Source organism: Sungkyunkwania multivorans, assembly GCF_042675645.1.
GTDB lineage: Bacteria > Bacteroidota > Bacteroidia > Flavobacteriales > Flavobacteriaceae > Sungkyunkwania > Sungkyunkwania multivorans.
Map to the genome: position 1 here is coordinate 119165 of NZ_JBHTJH010000025.1, position 16311 is coordinate 135475.

A 16311-nucleotide genomic window follows, 5' to 3' on the forward strand; every position below is an offset into this window, starting at 1 on the left:
CAATTATTGAAAGCCTTTTATTAAAAAATTAACGCAAATCGTATGAACAAAAATGCAAGGAGGCCAGAGGTCTTTCTTTGAAAAGCGATATGTATATTTACACCGTCAAAACCAAATTATCAAGATGGAGTTAAAACTTACTAGACCTATATGTTTTTTTGACCTGGAGACCACCGGTATAGATGTGGCAAAGGATAGGATCGTAGAGATATCAATTTTGAAGATATACCCTAATGGGAATAAAGAAAGCAAAACATGGCTGGTAAATCCAGAAATGCCTATTCCACCACAATCATCCGCCATTCACGGTATCACCGATGAGAAAGTTGCCAGCGAGCCCACTTTCAAGCAACTGGCTAAAGAGATTTATACCATGATCAAAGATTCGGACTTGGCTGGCTACAATTCTGACAGGTTTGATATTCCGTTACTTGCGGAGGAGATGTTGAGGGCCGACGTGGATTTTGATATGAAGAACAGGGTCTCTATAGATGTACAAACCATCTTCCATAAGATGGAACAGCGCACGTTGACCGCAGCCTACAAATTCTATTGTGGAAAAGATCTGGAAGGGGCCCATGGTGCAGCGGCAGATACCAATGCGACCTACGAGGTCCTAAAAGCGCAATTGGACAAATATGAAGACTTGGAGAACGACATGAAGGCATTGAGCGTCTTTACTACAAGAAAAAAGGCGGCCGACTTCGCTGGTTTCATCGCATTCAACAAGGAAGGCGTGGAATGTTTTTCATTTGGAAAACACAAGGGCAAACCCGTAGAAGAAGTATTGCAAGAGGAGCCAGGATATTTTGGCTGGATATTGAATTCAGATTTTCCGTTATATACCAAAAAAGTGCTTACGGCGATCAAGCTTAGAAACTTCAACAACAAGTTAAGCTAGTTATGAAGATCATCTGCATAGGAAGAAATTATACCGAGCACATCAAGGAGCTGGCCAATGAGCGGCCTTCAGACCCGGTGGTGTTCTTGAAACCCGACACTTCTATACTCTTAAAAAAGCAGCCTTTCTTTATTCCAGATTTTTCCGATGACATACATCACGAAGTGGAAATATTGGTAAAGATCAACAGGATTGGTAAGCATATCGATAAAAAGTTCGCCCATAAGTATTATGACGAGATCGGCTTGGGCATTGATTTTACGGCGAGGGATTTGCAAGCGAAACTGAAAGAAAAGGGATTGCCTTGGGAAAAGGCCAAAGCGTTCGACGGAGCTGCCGTTGTTGGAGAATGGTTGCATAAAGAACAATTTTCTGATGTGAATGACATCGATTTCCGATTAGAGAAGAATGGGACGGTAGTGCAAAAGGGGAATACGAGTTTTATGTTGTGGAAAATTGATGAACTCTTAGAATATGTCTCAAAATATTTCACTTTAAAGATAGGAGACATTATCTTTACGGGGACCCCGGCTGGGGTAGGAAGAGTTGCCACTAATGATAAGCTGATAGGCTATGTAGGTGAACGGCGACTGTTTTCGATAACCGTCAAATAGTTTTTGTTTTTGGTATAGTTTTTTGGCTGGATGCGATTGATTTAAAAGTATTTGTTACAGAAATGAAAATTTATAGTTTAGAAAAAATAGACGAATTATCTGGTGGTGACCCTGAATTTGCAGAGGCGATCGTTACAGCTTTTCTAGAAGAGACTCCTCAAGATCTTGATTCGTTACAAGAGGGAATAGTTTCCGAAGATTACACTACCATTTATCAATCTGCACATAAATTGAAGCCAAATGTTGATTTGCTCGGAGTTTCGGAGCTTCATGCAAATATCTTAAAAATGGAATCCATGGCGAGATCCAATGCTGAGATGGAGCACCTCAAGCAACTTTTTGTCGAAGTGAAAGCTACAATGAATGACCTCCTGAACCAGCTTAAAAGAGACTTCGATCACTGATGAAAGCGGAGATCATTACTATTGGAGATGAGATTCTCATCGGTCAGATTGTGGACACCAATTCTGTCTTTATTTCTAAAGCCCTCAATAAGATTGGTATCGAAGTATATCAGATCACTTCGGTGCAAGATGATCACGAACATATATTACAGGCTTTCGAAGATGCAGAGAAACGTGTAGACGTGGTACTCATCACTGGAGGACTGGGACCAACAAAAGACGATATTACAAAGCATACGATCGCATCTTACTTTAACGACACCCTCGTTCAAAATGATCAGGTGCTTGCTCATATTGAGCATCTCTTTAAAAAGTATATCAAAACGCCGATTTCTGATATCAACAGGCAACAGGCCTTAGTACCTTCGAAGGCCGATGCACTTATGAATCGGTTTGGAACTGCTCCAGGAATGTGGTTGGAAAACAAAGGAACCGTATTCGTCTCTATGCCAGGGGTGCCCTATGAAATGAAAGCGCTTATGGCTAATGAAGTGCTTCCAAGACTTCAGGAAAAATTTGAGCGCCCCTACATCCTGCATAAGACAGTGTTGACCTATGGCCTAGGCGAGAGTGCTATTGCAGCCATCATCGAAGAATGGCAGGACAATTTACCAAGCTTCATAAAACTGGCCTATCTGCCAAATCTCGGAAGGGTGAGATTGCGACTCTCTGCAAAAGGAAAGGATAAGCTGGCTATAGAGAAAGAGGTCGACAGGCAGATTCAAATGCTATATCCGCTGATAGGTGACCTAATTTATGGGATGGAGAATGACGATCCAATAGAGGCCATCTTAGGACAGCAGTTAAAGAAAAAGAAGCAAACCCTCGCGGTTGCCGAAAGTTGCACGGGCGGGAAGATCGCAGAGATGATCACCAGCATCCCTGGAGCTTCGGCCTATTTCAAAGGAGGAGTGGTGACCTACGCTACCGAATCAAAGGAACAGGTGCTCGATGTGCCATCAGAGACCATTGCGAAACATTCTGTGGTCAGCGCGGAAGTGGCCATAAGTATGGCGGTCAATGCACAGCAGCTTTTCAAAACAGACTATGCTATAGCGACCACAGGAAATGCAGGGCCTACAAAGGGCGATGCCGACGCTGAGGTGGGCACGGTATTCATCGGAGTTGCTACTCCAACCAAGGTTTTCGCCGAAGAGTTCAAGTTTGGAAATCATAGAGAAAAAGTCGTCAATAAGGCTGCTAACAAAGCATTCGAGTTGTTGCAAAAAGAAATTTTAAAAAACTAAATTTAATATTTGCCCGAACGGGTAAAATTTCGTTAATTTGCACCCTGTTTTGAAATAACGATTTTTAAAGTTAAGAGAGATGTCAAGAGTTTGTGAACTTACAGGAAAAAAAGCGATGGTGGGAAACAATGTTTCACACGCGATGAACAAGACCAAGCGTAAATTCCACGCCAATCTTAAAAAGAAGCGTTTTTACATTCCTGAAGAGGACAGATGGGTGACCCTGAAAGTATCTACTTCAGCGCTAAAGACCATCAATAAGAAAGGAATTTCTGCAGTGCTTAAAGAAGCAAAGGCAAACGGATTTATAAAATAAGCCCAAAAGGTTAAAGAAAATACACGATGGCAAAGAAAGGAAATAGAGTTCAAGTGATTCTAGAGTGCACAGAGCATAAAGCTTCTGGTAAGCCTGGTACTTCTCGTTACGTCACTACCAAGAACAAGAAGAACACTCCGGATAGAATGGAAATCAAAAAATTCAATCCTATCCTCAAGAAAATGACCGTTCATAAAGAAATCAAGTAATATTTAGGAGACATGGCAAAGAAAGCAGTAGCATCCTTACAAACGGGATCAAAGAGATTGACAAAGGCGATCAAAATGGTAAAATCTCCTAAATCGGGAGCCTATACCTTCGTAGAGTCTGTAATGCAACCAGAGGAAGTAAACGACTGGTTGAACAAAAAATAAAGTTCACAACGTTTTATATAGCAAAGCTACTTTCGATCAGAGAGTAGCTTTTTGTTTTTCATTATATTTGGGCGTTCATGTGCGATGTGCGCTGAATCCCTCTTTCAGGTTGTTGCACATTCAGGGATTTGGCATCCTTGAGGCATTTATGACCAATATTAATAAATCTAAGACTCGATCACATAATGAGTTTATTCAAGAAAATATTTTCTTCTGAAAAGAAAGAAACTCTAGATAAAGGCCTGGAGAAATCGAAAACGACCTTCTTCTCAAAATTGAGCAAGGCTGTTGCTGGTAAGAGCAAAGTGGATGATGACGTTCTCGATAATCTCGAAGAGGTGTTGGTAACATCGGACGTTGGAGTGGATACTACGTTGAAGATCATCGAGCGCATCGAAGAACGCGTTTCAAAAGACAAGTACCTAGGTACAGAAGAGCTTAATCAGATTCTTAGAGAGGAGATCGCTGGTCTGCTGTCAGCGACCAATGTTGGGGAAGAGACAGATTATGTCATCCCTGCGGATAAAAAGCCATACGTGATCATGGTAGTGGGCGTCAATGGAGTAGGAAAAACGACCACCATTGGAAAACTGGCCTATCAATTCAAAAAGAAAGGATTCAAGGTGGTCTTGGGTGCAGCAGATACCTTTAGGGCGGCTGCGATCGATCAGCTTCAAGTTTGGGCAGATAGGGTCGAAGTGCCCATTGTAAAGCAAGAGATGGGTAGTGATCCCGCTTCAGTGGCTTTCGATACATTGAAATCAGCAACTTCTCAAAATGCCGATGTGGTGATCATTGATACCGCCGGAAGACTGCATAACAAAGTAAATCTGATGAACGAATTGAGTAAGGTAAAACGAGTTATGCAGAAAGTCGTCGGGGATGCGCCACACGATGTCTTACTGGTTTTAGATGGTTCCACTGGGCAGAATGCCTTTGAGCAAGCAAAACAATTCACCAAGGCTACTGAAGTGACCTCTTTGGCCGTCACCAAGCTAGATGGTACCGCCAAGGGTGGTGTTGTCATCGGGATCTCGGACCAATTTCAAATACCAGTAAAATATATCGGAGTAGGAGAGGGCATTGAAGATCTTCAAGTATTCAATAAATATGAATTCGTGGATTCCTTCTTCAAATAATTCAATAATGCACATCTTCGATATCGCTGCCCCAGCTTCCCTAGAAGTTTAACTTTAACCTATTTACTTAGCATGAGAAAATTTAGCGTACTTACCCTTTTATTCATTTTCACCTATACGGTCAATGCTCAATTCTCTGATCTGGCTGACTTGGCTTCTGGGAAATTGGAGACATTCACCGCCATCAAAGATGTAGATGATCAAGTTTACGGATATATCGGCATTTACATGTTGGAAAAAGTAGACGATAAGAATATGCGATTCGAATATGTGGTTCTGGATAAGAATCTCAATAAGGTGGCGAGTGGAGAGTATTTAAATCCATATTACAAGAAAGTAGAACGAAATACATTTGTCTCTAAGAAGGTGGGAGATGAGATTTTATTATCATCTCTCTATTATTCCTATACGTTGCGTTACGTGACCTTCACAACGCATCGAATCCTCAATGTAAAGACCAACAAGATTGGCGATGCTTTTCACCTCGAGGGGAAGGAAGACTTTGTCTTTGCTGATTATAATGGTCCTTCCAATAAATTGAATAAACAATTGAAGGATATCCACAAGTTTGAGTTTCCAGTCCCCTTTGGCAAAGGCTTCTTATTGATGGAGGGTCAAAAGAAAAATGCAAGGAAGGTTCATATTCAGAGATCTTTGGGCGCTTTTACCTTTGACGCCAAAAAACTATGGGAACATCCTATTGCCGTAGATGACGAAAAGCTCGATTTCGGCATCGCAGATATCAATAAAGACCGCATCATTCTTAAAATGGAAGAGCCCTTTGGAAACAAGGAGATCTTCTTAAAGGTGCTCAATGCAGATACTGGCGAACAACTCTTCAAATATACCGTGGAGAAAAGAGGAGACGACTTCAGTCACACCTTTATAGTAGAACAGGATGATGACCGGATAACCATCATAGGCATGTTCAGTCCTTATAAAACAACAGGCTATGATTATCGCAAGTCAGCCGGTGTATTTAGGATAGAATTAGATAAACAAGGTAATGAGCTAAGTAATAAGCGACTGTTTTGGCCTCAAATGTCGGCATTTATCGAGATTGACAAGAAGGGCAAAGTAGAAAAAGGATATAGATTGATACCTAAAGAGCTCTTTGTTTTTAAGGATGGTACTGCCGCTGTCCTTACCGAAAAAATGAAGGAAGCTTCTGTGTTGGCCCTACAACCTGGGGTCCGTTCAACAGATTTTGTGTTGCTAAAATTCGACAGCGCATTTGAGCTTTCAGGAATAGAGACCATCAAAAAGGATAAGTCCAAATACTATGCTGGCGACTATCTCTTTTCCCAATATGTCAAAGATAGGACAGGTGTGGCATTCTTTTACCAAGACTATCAAAAGGATGATGCTACAAAAGACAGGAATTGGATATTGGGAATCGTAACGATGATCGACGGCAAATATATGCATGAGTCCATTCCAATGACGTCCGAAGATTTTGCGATTTTTCCGTATGTTGCCAAAGAGGGACATATCCTACTTAGAGAGATCAACAAGGATGATGATTACGATCAAATTCGAATAGAGCGATTAAACTATTGATCTCGTCGCTTATTCTTTCGGGTCATAGTGGTTGGCGATCGTTTCGATTTCCTCCAATCGTAGATTCCAAATAAAGTTTAAAAAACGTTGTAAACTCGGGCTTTGTTTCTCCACGTTCAGGCGTTGAACATAACGATTGAGACGATACGACTTTTTGGCCTCGTACATGGCCCTAAAGTTTTTACCAAGCCATTTCTTATAAAAATCGTTTTCTGGATATTTGGTCAATCTATAAAGCGACCTATAGGTACTGATACCATAACTCTCTAAAAAGTATAAATTAGGTATAGAGGCATGATACGCCAAGCGACTCAACGCTAGAAACGAATCGTCTGTTGTCGTGGTCTCTATGCTGTCATTCGTAAGCTCAGGGAAGAGCATTTTCACATGCTTTATGCGCTCAACGGTCTCAGGATGGGACTTAAGGGAATCCTTTTCCAGTTTTTCTTTATAGTTTCCGTAGGCATATTCATCAAAAGATTCCATTTTTAGCCATTCATCTTTAAATGGAAGGTTGGGTAGGTCAAAGACCTTTTTATAAATATGCTCCTCAAGCTCAATTTCAGGTAAGCTGTCAATGGCGGCTAATTTTTCTAAACTGGATAGAAAGTTGATTCCTCGCAGTCCGGACCTTTTTGCAAGCACATAGCCTAAAGAATCAGCTTCTTTTTCCTCTAGTCGATTCTTTTTCCCGTTGGAGTACATTAATTCTCTTAGTTCATCAAATGCCTGCTCGTAGGTGTTATACTTCGATTTTTTTATGTTCTTGGTTCGCTGTTGTGCGCTTAATTCTTCATCCTTTCGCACCCTGTCGATCACATTCTTTTTTCCATGCATCAACACGTTATGGGCTAATTCGTGAGCAATCACCGCGGCCACCTCCTCTCGATTGTCCATAAAGGTAAAGAGTCCGAGGTTGATGATAATGATATCATTTCCAAGACTCAAAGCATTAGGTATTGGGTTTAAAGAAATCAGTGTGATAAGATCTCTATTCTTCAGTTCGGCATTACTATTCTTAAGTTCTTCAACCATTTTGTTTGTAAACGAAGTGAAGCGCGAATCGAAGGTAAGCTGCTTTTTATCCAGATATTTATAGAGGCGTTGCTCCTTACGATCCACCAAGGAGATCATTTTCTTCCCCATTCGCCTAGGGAACTCCTTCTCTAATTGTTTCTTCTCGATTTCAAAGCGTGCTTTCAATTTTTCTTTTATCGAAAGCCTTATGGCATGATCGGTGGTGTCCAATTCCATCTGCTGTGCGAGCACTGAGGAGCATAAGAGTAATGAAATGAACAACGTGATGGTAAGCTTCATGAAAAATGGGAATTTAGAAGAGGACAATATATTCAAAAATAAGCAGTCTCCCAACTAAGAAGAAGCCTCGCAATGCTTAGCGAGGCTTTCAAATTAAATATATTTATAATGTGCTTCCTTTTTAGTTCTTTATGATTCTCTTTGTAAAGGCCCCTTTTTCGGTAGTAACTATCGCAAAATAGAGACCAGTGGACAAGGCCGAGGTATCGATACTAGTTTCCCTTTTTTCAATAGCAGTTTCAAATAAAATACTTCTACCTAGTTCATCAGTGATGCGAACGGACTCGATCACCGCGGTGCTGGTGATGTTAAATTTCGTGTCGGCGGGGTTGGGAAAGAGTTGAATATCCCCAGCTGTAAACGCTATTGTAGATAATGTCGGATCCGCAACGACGAAGTTCAGGTCAATTTCAGATTCATCTCCGGTTTGATTGAACCAAATGCTATAGGTCCCAGCGGTTAAGTTTCCGGTAAATCCTGTTGCACCAGGTAAAGTGCCCATGTCCTGTAAGATATCATTTCCGATATCGCTTACGCCGATCGTTTTACCTCCCAAAAGATCGGACGCTGCAGTGGTGTTGGCATCGTTGGGGAAACTTCCTCCTTGAATGATTCCTATGAAAGCTAAGTTCGAATTGTTTGCAACAATATAATTGTCCACAGCAATCTGTGTAAGGACGCGCCCCGTGGGAACAGTAAAAGTGATGTAATCGATATCCCTCGGAGTACCTTGAACGCTCGAAACGATATCGTTATTTCCATCATTGAGGTTAAAAACACCCGTAGGAATGGTATGGTCATCAGATAGGTCACCATCCAGAAGATCATCCCAGAGTTGTGTATCTCCATCATCGGGTTGAATGAAGAATGAAAGTTCCACCACCGATGCATCCCCAGTTTGATTCAACCATACTGTGTAATCACCTGGACCTAACGCACCTGTATACCCAATAGCGCCACTTAGTAGTCCCATGGAGGGAAGAATATTGATGTCGATATCATCGGTACCATACGTTTTGCCACCTAGAAGATCTGCTGCTGTAGTAACATCAAAATTAGTGCTAAAGGCACTTCCTGCTTGGATTCCTATAAAAGCAAGGTTGTTTGGGTCTGCGGCAACATAGTCATCAATGTCAATGTCCGCAAGGACATGACCTGCGGGGACAGTGAACGTAAAATAATCAACATCTCTAGGGCTTCCCTGTTGCGCTGCTATTACATCGTTGCTGCCGACCATAAAGGTCAATGTCGTAGGATTGCTAAAATCACCAGATAGATCACCATCTAGATCTTCGTCCCAAGCTTGTGCTGAAAGCATACTCGTTATTAGCCCAAAAGAACAGGCCAACAGTAATTTTTTTCTCATGTGGTTATTAGGTTATGATTAATAAAAATAGCATTTCATAGCTATCGATCAGTAAAACTACTACAATACTAGATAATTCCTACATATTGAAAAGAAAATGTGCACATTTGGATTAGAAGTTTCATTTTTCTTACTCGGTTTAGAACTCAAGAGATTCCTAATTTGTCAAACTGTTCTTATCTTTAAGCATAACTAATACTACCATATTAATATGAAAATAAAGATCATCTGCCTGCTTTCACTTCTTTTCTTCATTGCATGTAAAGAAGAATCAAAGAACGCATCCAAATTAAAAGAGCACATCCCTTATGTTGACCGATTCGAAAACTATGACGACGCTGCTGAGATAGCAGAACAACAAGATCACGAAAAGGATCGAATGCGTTTCAAGCTCCTCAACTCAAAAGTGCTGGATAGAGCTTCTGTTTGGGAGCCTCTCATGTCAGATTTGGCCAGCTTTTCGGAAGAGGGTCATAATCGTTTAAAACCATTGGTCTTAGAGCAAGATATTCCTACAATTCAAGAGCATATCAAAGAGGGAAAGCTATCCTATGAGCAGTTGACGCTCTTTTATCTCTATAGAATAAATAAATATGAAAGCGATCCCGCAACTTCCTTATATGCGATCATCGCAATGAATCCGGAGGCCGTTGCTCAGGCTCGTGCAATGGATAAAAAAGGAATCGATCCTAGCAAACCATTATTTGGGATGCCCATTTTACTGAAGGACAATATCGGTACCTCAGAAATGCCAACTACTGCAGGGGCTTTGGCGCTTAAAGACAATCAAACGAAAGATGCTTTTATTGTCGAGCGGCTAAAAGATGCTGGCGCCATCATTCTAGGAAAGGTCAATCTTAGCGAGTGGGCCTACTATTTCTGTAGCGGCTGCCCCTTAGGATATAGTGCCATAGGTGGACAGAGTCTTAACCCCTATGGAAGAAAGATTTTTGAAACCGGAGGTTCTAGTGCGGCCAGCGGAACTTCAATAGCCGCCAATTATGCGGTAGCCGCGATTGGGACTGAGACGGCTGGCTCCATATTGTCGCCTTCAAGTCAAAATTCTGTAGTTGGATTGAAACCTACGATCGGACTCTTAAGTCGAAGTGGGATAGTCCCTATTTCAAGCACTTTAGACACCCCCGGACCGATGACAAAAAGTGTTGTTGATAATGCGATCGTTTTAGAAGCACTTTTAGGATTCGATAAGAATGATACCAAATCGATAAAACTTGACAGCTATGGCCCTTACGTTCCTGATCGATCAGGAGCAAATCTTAAAGGCAAACGCTTTGGGGCATTTAAAAATTTGATCGAGAGTGATTCTATTTACAGGATGACCATGCAAAAATTAAAAGATGAAGGAGCCGAGATCATTCAGTTTGAGCCACCACAAGCGTCTCTCGACGGATTTCTTACACTTTTGAATATCGACATGAAGCATGACCTTCCAGCGTATCTTGAAACGTACGCCAGTGATAATATCGTAGTTAAGACCGTCGCCGATGTTGTGAATTTCAACAAGCAGGACACCTTGGTCAGGGCTCCTTACGGACAGGCCCTTTTTGAAGGTATCGTGGCGGATTCGACAACAGTCGAAGAGCTTCAAGAGATAAAAAAGAAGTTGATGGCCAATGGAAAAACAATTTTCGATGAGGTTATGAAGGAGAATGACCTCGATGCGGTTTTATCGATCAATAACTATCATGCTGCATTTGCGGCAGTGGCTGAATATCCTTGCCTAACTGTCCCAATGGGTTATAAAGAGACGGGAGAACCTATTAGTCTCACATTTATTGGTAAGCCGCTAACAGAAAAAGAATTATACGAATTGGGCTACGCTTTCGAACAGGCAACCAAAATACGTCAGATACCGAGAGAATACCAGTAGTTATCTATTCAGTACGGCATTTAGTTTTTGCCATAGTAGTTCATCAAAGCTAGAAGGACCTAATAAGGTTTGGCCGCCATCATCTCCCATCCGAACGATGACGAGGTCTTCGCTTGGAACAATGTACAGTTTTTGGTCATCTTTACCGAGCCCGGCATAGAGATCATCAGGAGCGCTGGGAATAAGTGGTCCTGTAAATTGGGACGCGAGCCCAGGGACTCTGTAGTTTTCTTTTCCATTTAACCACCAAAGGTATCCATAGGCTTTATTTAGGTCTTGTGAGGATGAGATCATTGACGAAAAGTATTCTGTATCATCAAGGATGGCTTCTCCTCCCCATCTCCCTTTATTTAGATTCAACAATCCAAAACGAGCTAAGCTACGAGCATTGCTGTAGTAGATATTTGCGTAGCCAATACTCAGCCAAGTACCTTGCATACCTATGCGATTCCGCACTTTGTTATTGTAATAGTCATTAAAGTTTTGACCAACGGCCGCTTCAACAATGGTTCTTGTTAAGGTGTATGGCGCGTTGTGATAGAACCAAAATTCACCCGCAGGATTCAAATAGGTAAGGCAATCGGTATCTGTGCAATTGATATTGGATGTATTGTAATCAAGGCCTGTGGTCATAGTGATATGATTCCAGATGGTAATTGCTTGCTCCTCTTGAGGAGTCAATGCGCTCCAGCCTTCACCTAGGTAGTCCGATGAGGTGTCATAAATATTTAGATGATTTTCTTGCTGAGCGATTCCAACAACGAAGGAGGTCAAAGATTTTCCGATTGAATTCCAAGGATTGTTATCACTAGCCGTCGCGCCATTAAAATACTTCTCAAGAACGATCCTCCCATCCTTCAGTACTATAAATCCTTTAGTATCCTTTTCCTCTAAGAAATCATAGAGCGATGGAATGGCTTCGGTATTCCAGCCGAGCGACATAGGACTTATCGTCTCCCATTGATCATTATCGATGGGTGGAAAGTATAACTCGGTATTTGGATTTTGAATTTCTACATCGGTATTCAAAGATTCGGAGCTACAGCTACATAGGCCAAGTGTAAGAACAATAAATAAAATGGTAAGTTGAAACTTCATCATTATTTTTTTCTTTAGACTAGGGGACAAGGAAAAGGTTTAAAAAAAATCCCACTCAATTACGAGTGGGATTTTTAGCGAGATAATATGATTAAACGTTTATTTTACTTTGTCAACGATCGCTTTGAAAGCCTCTGGGTGGTTCATCGCTAGATCGGCCAAAACCTTACGGTTAAGTTCGATGTTATTAGCTTTTACCTTGCCCATAAACTGGGAGTAGGACATTCCGTGAAGTCTTGCTCCCGCGTTGATACGTGTGATCCAAAGAGCTCTAAACGTTCTCTTTTTATTTCTACGGTCTCTATAAGCATATAACATTGCTTTTTCAACCGCATTTTTAGCTACTGTCCAGACGTTCTTACGTCTTCCAAAGTAACCTTTTGCCTGCTTCAACACCTTTTTTCTTCTGGCTCTTGAAGCAACTGAATTTACTGATCTTGGCATAATTTTAAATTTTTTTGTAGTAGGCGGTCTTTCGACACTTGCTCACAAAATTGCGGCCTAGCTCCAGGGTTTATAAATAATTTTAACCGAAGGAACGCATTACTTTAAACGCAATTGTTCCTTGATGCTATTCTCATCCGCTTTAGCTACTAAAGTAGTGTGAGTTAGCTTAAGCTTACGCTTTTTAGACTTCTTCGTAAGAATGTGACTTTTATAAGCGTGCTTTCTTTTTAATTTGCCAGTACCTGTAAGCTTAAAACGCTTTTTAGCGCTGGACTTTGTTTTCATTTTAGGCATTGCTTCCTAGTATTTAATTATCTCGCTTCGCTCTCCAGAACTATTATTCAGGAGAGTTTCTTTTTAATCGGTCCGACCACAAGGGTCATCTCCGTCTTCTATTTTTTCTTGGGCGCGATGAACATGGTCATACGCTTACCTTCAAGTTTAGGCATCTGTTCTACCTTTCCAAATTCTTCTAACTCTTGCGCTAACTTTAAAAGTAGAATTTCACCTTGATCCTTGTATACGATAGAGCGTCCTTTAAAGAACACATAAGCTTTTAGCTTAGCGCCATCTTTCAGAAACTTCTCTGCATGCTTTTTCTTGAATTGATAATCGTGATCATCGGTCTGAGGCCCAAAACGAATCTCTTTGATGGTCACTTTTGTCGCTTTGGATTTCAGCTCCTTTTCGCGTTTCTTTTGCTCATAAAGGAATTTCTTGTAATCCATCACCTTACAAACAGGGGGTGTTGCATTTGGCGAAATCTCGACCAGATCCAATTCTTGCTCTTCAGCAATTTCTCTGGCCTTACTGGTTGGATAAATGCCTATCTCGACATTATCGCCGACGAGGCGTACTTCTGGCACTCGGATCTTTTCATTGATTCTGTGCTGGTCTTCTTTAATAATTCTTGCAGGACCTCTGCTTCTTCTTCTTCGTATTGCTATGACTTAAAATTTTAGTTAAACGTTAAAAGGTTTTAAAGTTTTGTTGATTTCTTCGTCGACCACTTTGGCAAATGCATCAACGGTAATGGTTCCAATATCTTCGCCACCATGTTTCCTAACAGAAATTGTGCCATCCAGGGCTTCTTGTTCTCCAACGATAAGCATAAATGGGATTTTATTCATTTCTGCTTCACGGATCTTTCTCCCGATGGTCTCGTTTCTGTTATCGACAAGGGCGCGAATTTCGTGATTTTCCAATAAATTTAAAACTTTTTTGGCATAATTTTCATACTTCTCGCTGAGAGACAATATTGTAGCTTGTTCTGGCATTAGCCATAAGGGGAAGTTTCCTCCGGTATGTTCTAACAAAATTGCTACAAAACGCTCCATGCTTCCGAAGGGTGCTCGATGGATCATCACTGGGCGATGTAGCTCATTATCACTTCCTTTGTAATGCAGGTCAAAACGGTCGGGCAGGTTGTAGTCCACCTGTATCGTGCCCAACTGCCAACTTCTATTCAAGGCGTCCTTAACCATAAAATCCAGCTTAGGGCCGTAAAACGCAGCCTCGCCAGTTTCCACGACATAATTCAGCCCTTTTTCATTTGCTGCCTTTATAATGGCTTGCTCAGCTTTTTCCCAATTTTCAGCATCCCCTATATATTTTTCAGGTTTTTCAGGATCCCGAAGAGATACCTGAGCGGTAAAGTCCTCAAAACCTAGTGAGCCAAAAACATAAAGCACAAGATCGATCACATTTTTAAATTCTTGGTCTAATTGATCCGGAGTACAGAAAATATGCGCATCGTCTTGAGTAAATCCTCTTACCCTAGTTAGACCATGTAGCTCGCCGCTTTGTTCGTATCTATATACGGTGCCAAATTCAGCAAAACGCTTCGGTAATTCACGATAGCTCCAAGGTCTGCTGTTGTAGATTTCGCAGTGATGTGGACAATTCATCGGTTTCAACAAGAACTCCTCTCCTTCGGCAGGGGTGTTGATCGGCTGAAAACTGTCTTCTCCATATTTTGCATAGTGCCCAGAGGTCACATAGAGATCTTTGTTGCCTATATGCGGAGAAACCACTTGTTCGTAGCCCGCTTTCTTTTGCGCCTTTTTTAAAAAATTCTCCAGGCGCTCACGTAATGCAGCTCCTTTTGGCAACCAAAGTGGAAGTCCTTGACCTACTTTTTGAGAAAAAGTGAAAAGCTCCAATTCTTTTCCTAGTTTTCTATGGTCACGTTTTTTGGCTTCTTCCAATAATTCGAGATATTCCTTTAATTCCTTTTGTTTGGGAAACGAAATACCATAAACTCTCGTAAGCTGCTTATTATTCTCATCACCGCGCCAGTATGCGCCTGCCACGCTCATCACTTTTACGGCCTTGATCATTCCTGTGTTGGGGATATGTCCACCGCGGCAAAGGTCGGTGAAGCTACTATGGTCACAAAAGGTTATGGTTCCATCTTCTAAGTTCTCTATAAGCTCTACCTTATATTCATTGCCCTGCTCTTTATAAAAGTCCAATGCTTCCGCTTTGCTTACAGCGCGCATGTTGTAATCGTATTTTCCGCGAGCGATCTCAAGCATTTTATCCTCTATCTTCTTGAAGTCTTTATCGGAAATACTTCGTTCTCCAAGATCCACATCATAATAAAAACCATTATCAATGGCAGGCCCGATGGTAAGTTTAACCCCAGGGTACAATTCTTCCAAGGCTTGCGCCAGCACGTGAGAGGTGGAGTGCCAAAAAGCCTTTTTGCCTTCGTCGTCCCTCCATGTATATAGAACAAGACTACCATCGGTGGTCAAAGGGGTGGCGGTCTCTATGGTCTCTCCGTTAAAACTTGCCGAAATAACATTTCGTGCCAGCCCTTCGCTAATGCTTTTGGCGACTTCCATAGCAGTGATTCCGCTCTCAAATTCCTTGATGGAGCCATCTGGTAGTGTGATCTTGATCATATATTTTTAATTGTTAAAGCTGCAAAGATAATACGATAGTCAATCTCGTACAATATATATAGGAGTAAGTTTAAAATTATCGACCTTCGATGCTATGTTTATGATTTCAGTCGCTACTACTTTGCCTGTTTTGGTCATGCAGCAGGGTTGCTATTAATTCTTTTTCCCAAAGACTTGAGGTTGCTGGTGTTCAACCCATACCTTAAATTGAAACCAGCCTATGAAATAGATGCCGATTTTATCCGTTGGCGTCTTGATTTTTTTTTTTTCATTACGCAATCCATGCATTTTCAAGGGTTTGCATAATGTGGTAAAAAAAGTTTTGATATAGGCATTGCAATAATGGAAAAGGGTGCTATATTTGCACCCGCAAAACGCAGGAGTGCGTTGTCTATTTAAGACATATTGGAGTGCCATTACCCAAAGAGTTATGGTGCTATAGATTTTTTTAAAAAAATCTTTGCGGGTTTGAAAGTTCGCCCTATATTTGCACCCGCTTTCGTAATGGAGGCACATTTTAGATACGTAATGAAAGTTCATTGACATATTGTAATGACAGGAAGCTAGGATTTTGATCCTAGCAGGTTTTTTAAGTAAGACGAAGAGAAGAGAACACATCATCCAAATGGACGGGTATCGGCTGAGAGGTCGGCATCGGGACAGAGTTACAAAGATTCAAACCATGAAGAGTTTGATCCTGGCTCAGGATGAACGCTAGCGGCAGGCCT

General features: G+C 41.4%; 17 protein-coding genes. 10 read left to right on the forward strand and 7 right to left on the reverse strand.

Features of this window, described 5'->3' with window-relative positions; translation table 11 throughout:
- The first annotated feature begins 124 nt into the window (after nucleotides 1-124).
- The 9 genes from ACFQ1M_RS18230 to ACFQ1M_RS18270 all read left to right on the forward strand — a co-directional run bounded on the left by ACFQ1M_RS18230 (nucleotide 125) and on the right by ACFQ1M_RS18270 (nucleotide 6555).
- Nucleotides 125-901, forward strand: coding sequence for an exonuclease domain-containing protein (locus ACFQ1M_RS18230; RefSeq protein WP_386411280.1), 777 nt, complete (start codon nucleotides 125-127; stop codon nucleotides 899-901).
- A 2-nt stretch (nucleotides 902-903) separates the two neighbouring features.
- Nucleotides 904-1515: a fumarylacetoacetate hydrolase family protein gene (locus ACFQ1M_RS18235; protein ID WP_386411283.1), complete on the forward strand. Its 612-nt coding sequence runs from the start codon at nucleotides 904-906 to the stop codon at nucleotides 1513-1515.
- A gap of 62 nt (nucleotides 1516-1577) precedes the next feature.
- The gene (locus ACFQ1M_RS18240; RefSeq protein WP_386411286.1) at nucleotides 1578-1919 is read left to right on the forward strand and encodes an Hpt domain-containing protein; all 342 of its coding nucleotides are present in this window, start codon (nucleotides 1578-1580) and stop codon (nucleotides 1917-1919) included.
- Nucleotides 1919-3166 carry a competence/damage-inducible protein A gene (locus ACFQ1M_RS18245; protein ID WP_386411289.1) on the forward strand — a complete coding sequence of 416 codons (1248 nt, stop codon included), beginning with the start codon at nucleotides 1919-1921 and terminating at the stop codon, nucleotides 3164-3166. The genes ACFQ1M_RS18240 and ACFQ1M_RS18245 overlap by 1 nt, the downstream gene beginning before the upstream one ends.
- Nucleotides 3167-3245: 79 nt before the next feature.
- Nucleotides 3246-3482, forward strand: a complete 237-nt coding sequence (gene rpmB / locus ACFQ1M_RS18250; protein ID WP_386411291.1) for a 50S ribosomal protein L28 — start codon at nucleotides 3246-3248, stop codon at nucleotides 3480-3482.
- Between the two features lie 26 nt (nucleotides 3483-3508).
- Nucleotides 3509-3691 carry a 50S ribosomal protein L33 gene (rpmG, locus tag ACFQ1M_RS18255; RefSeq protein ID WP_386411294.1) on the forward strand — a complete coding sequence of 61 codons (183 nt, stop codon included), beginning with the start codon at nucleotides 3509-3511 and terminating at the stop codon, nucleotides 3689-3691.
- A gap of 12 nt (nucleotides 3692-3703) precedes the next feature.
- The gene (locus ACFQ1M_RS18260) at nucleotides 3704-3856 is read left to right on the forward strand and encodes a DUF4295 domain-containing protein (protein WP_386411297.1); all 153 of its coding nucleotides are present in this window, start codon (nucleotides 3704-3706) and stop codon (nucleotides 3854-3856) included.
- A 185-nt stretch (nucleotides 3857-4041) separates the two neighbouring features.
- Entirely contained in the window at nucleotides 4042-4995 is a 954-nt protein-coding gene (gene ftsY, locus ACFQ1M_RS18265; RefSeq protein WP_386411300.1) for a signal recognition particle-docking protein FtsY, read from the forward strand.
- A gap of 72 nt (nucleotides 4996-5067) precedes the next feature.
- Nucleotides 5068-6555: a DUF6770 family protein gene (locus ACFQ1M_RS18270; protein WP_386411302.1), complete on the forward strand. Its 1488-nt coding sequence runs from the start codon at nucleotides 5068-5070 to the stop codon at nucleotides 6553-6555.
- A 9-nt stretch (nucleotides 6556-6564) separates the two neighbouring features.
- On the opposite strand, the gene ACFQ1M_RS18275 is transcribed toward ACFQ1M_RS18270, so the two are convergent.
- Entirely contained in the window at nucleotides 6565-7872 is a 1308-nt protein-coding gene (locus ACFQ1M_RS18275; protein ID WP_386411305.1) for a M48 family metalloprotease, read from the reverse strand.
- Nucleotides 7873-7993: 121 nt separating this feature from the next.
- Nucleotides 7994-9238 carry a T9SS type A sorting domain-containing protein gene (locus tag ACFQ1M_RS18280; protein ID WP_386411308.1) on the reverse strand — a complete coding sequence of 415 codons (1245 nt, stop codon included), beginning with the start codon at nucleotides 9236-9238 and terminating at the stop codon, nucleotides 7994-7996.
- Nucleotides 9239-9449: 211 nt separating this feature from the next.
- Between ACFQ1M_RS18280 and ACFQ1M_RS18285 the strand changes: the two genes are divergently transcribed.
- A complete protein-coding gene (locus ACFQ1M_RS18285) occupies nucleotides 9450-11129 on the forward strand; it encodes an amidase family protein (protein ID WP_386411311.1) in 1680 nt (559 codons plus the stop codon).
- On the opposite strand, the gene ACFQ1M_RS18290 is transcribed toward ACFQ1M_RS18285, so the two are convergent.
- The 5 genes from ACFQ1M_RS18290 to thrS form a co-directional block, all read right to left on the reverse strand.
- The gene (locus ACFQ1M_RS18290; RefSeq protein ID WP_386411313.1) at nucleotides 11130-12230 is read right to left on the reverse strand and encodes a serine hydrolase domain-containing protein; all 1101 of its coding nucleotides are present in this window, start codon (nucleotides 12228-12230) and stop codon (nucleotides 11130-11132) included.
- A 96-nt stretch (nucleotides 12231-12326) separates the two neighbouring features.
- Nucleotides 12327-12671 carry a 50S ribosomal protein L20 gene (rplT, locus tag ACFQ1M_RS18295; RefSeq protein WP_386411316.1) on the reverse strand — a complete coding sequence of 115 codons (345 nt, stop codon included), beginning with the start codon at nucleotides 12669-12671 and terminating at the stop codon, nucleotides 12327-12329.
- A 99-nt stretch (nucleotides 12672-12770) separates the two neighbouring features.
- Nucleotides 12771-12968 carry a 50S ribosomal protein L35 gene (rpmI, locus tag ACFQ1M_RS18300; protein ID WP_386411319.1) on the reverse strand — a complete coding sequence of 66 codons (198 nt, stop codon included), beginning with the start codon at nucleotides 12966-12968 and terminating at the stop codon, nucleotides 12771-12773.
- 98 nt (nucleotides 12969-13066) lie between these two features.
- Nucleotides 13067-13579: a translation initiation factor IF-3 gene (gene infC, locus ACFQ1M_RS18305; RefSeq protein ID WP_386411331.1), complete on the reverse strand. Its 513-nt coding sequence runs from the start codon at nucleotides 13577-13579 to the stop codon at nucleotides 13067-13069.
- Between the two features lie 57 nt (nucleotides 13580-13636).
- Nucleotides 13637-15583 (reverse strand): threonine--tRNA ligase, encoded by a 1947-nt coding sequence (gene thrS, locus ACFQ1M_RS18310; protein ID WP_386411322.1) that lies wholly within the window; start codon nucleotides 15581-15583, stop codon nucleotides 13637-13639.
- Nucleotides 15584-16311: the final 728 nt, after the last annotated feature.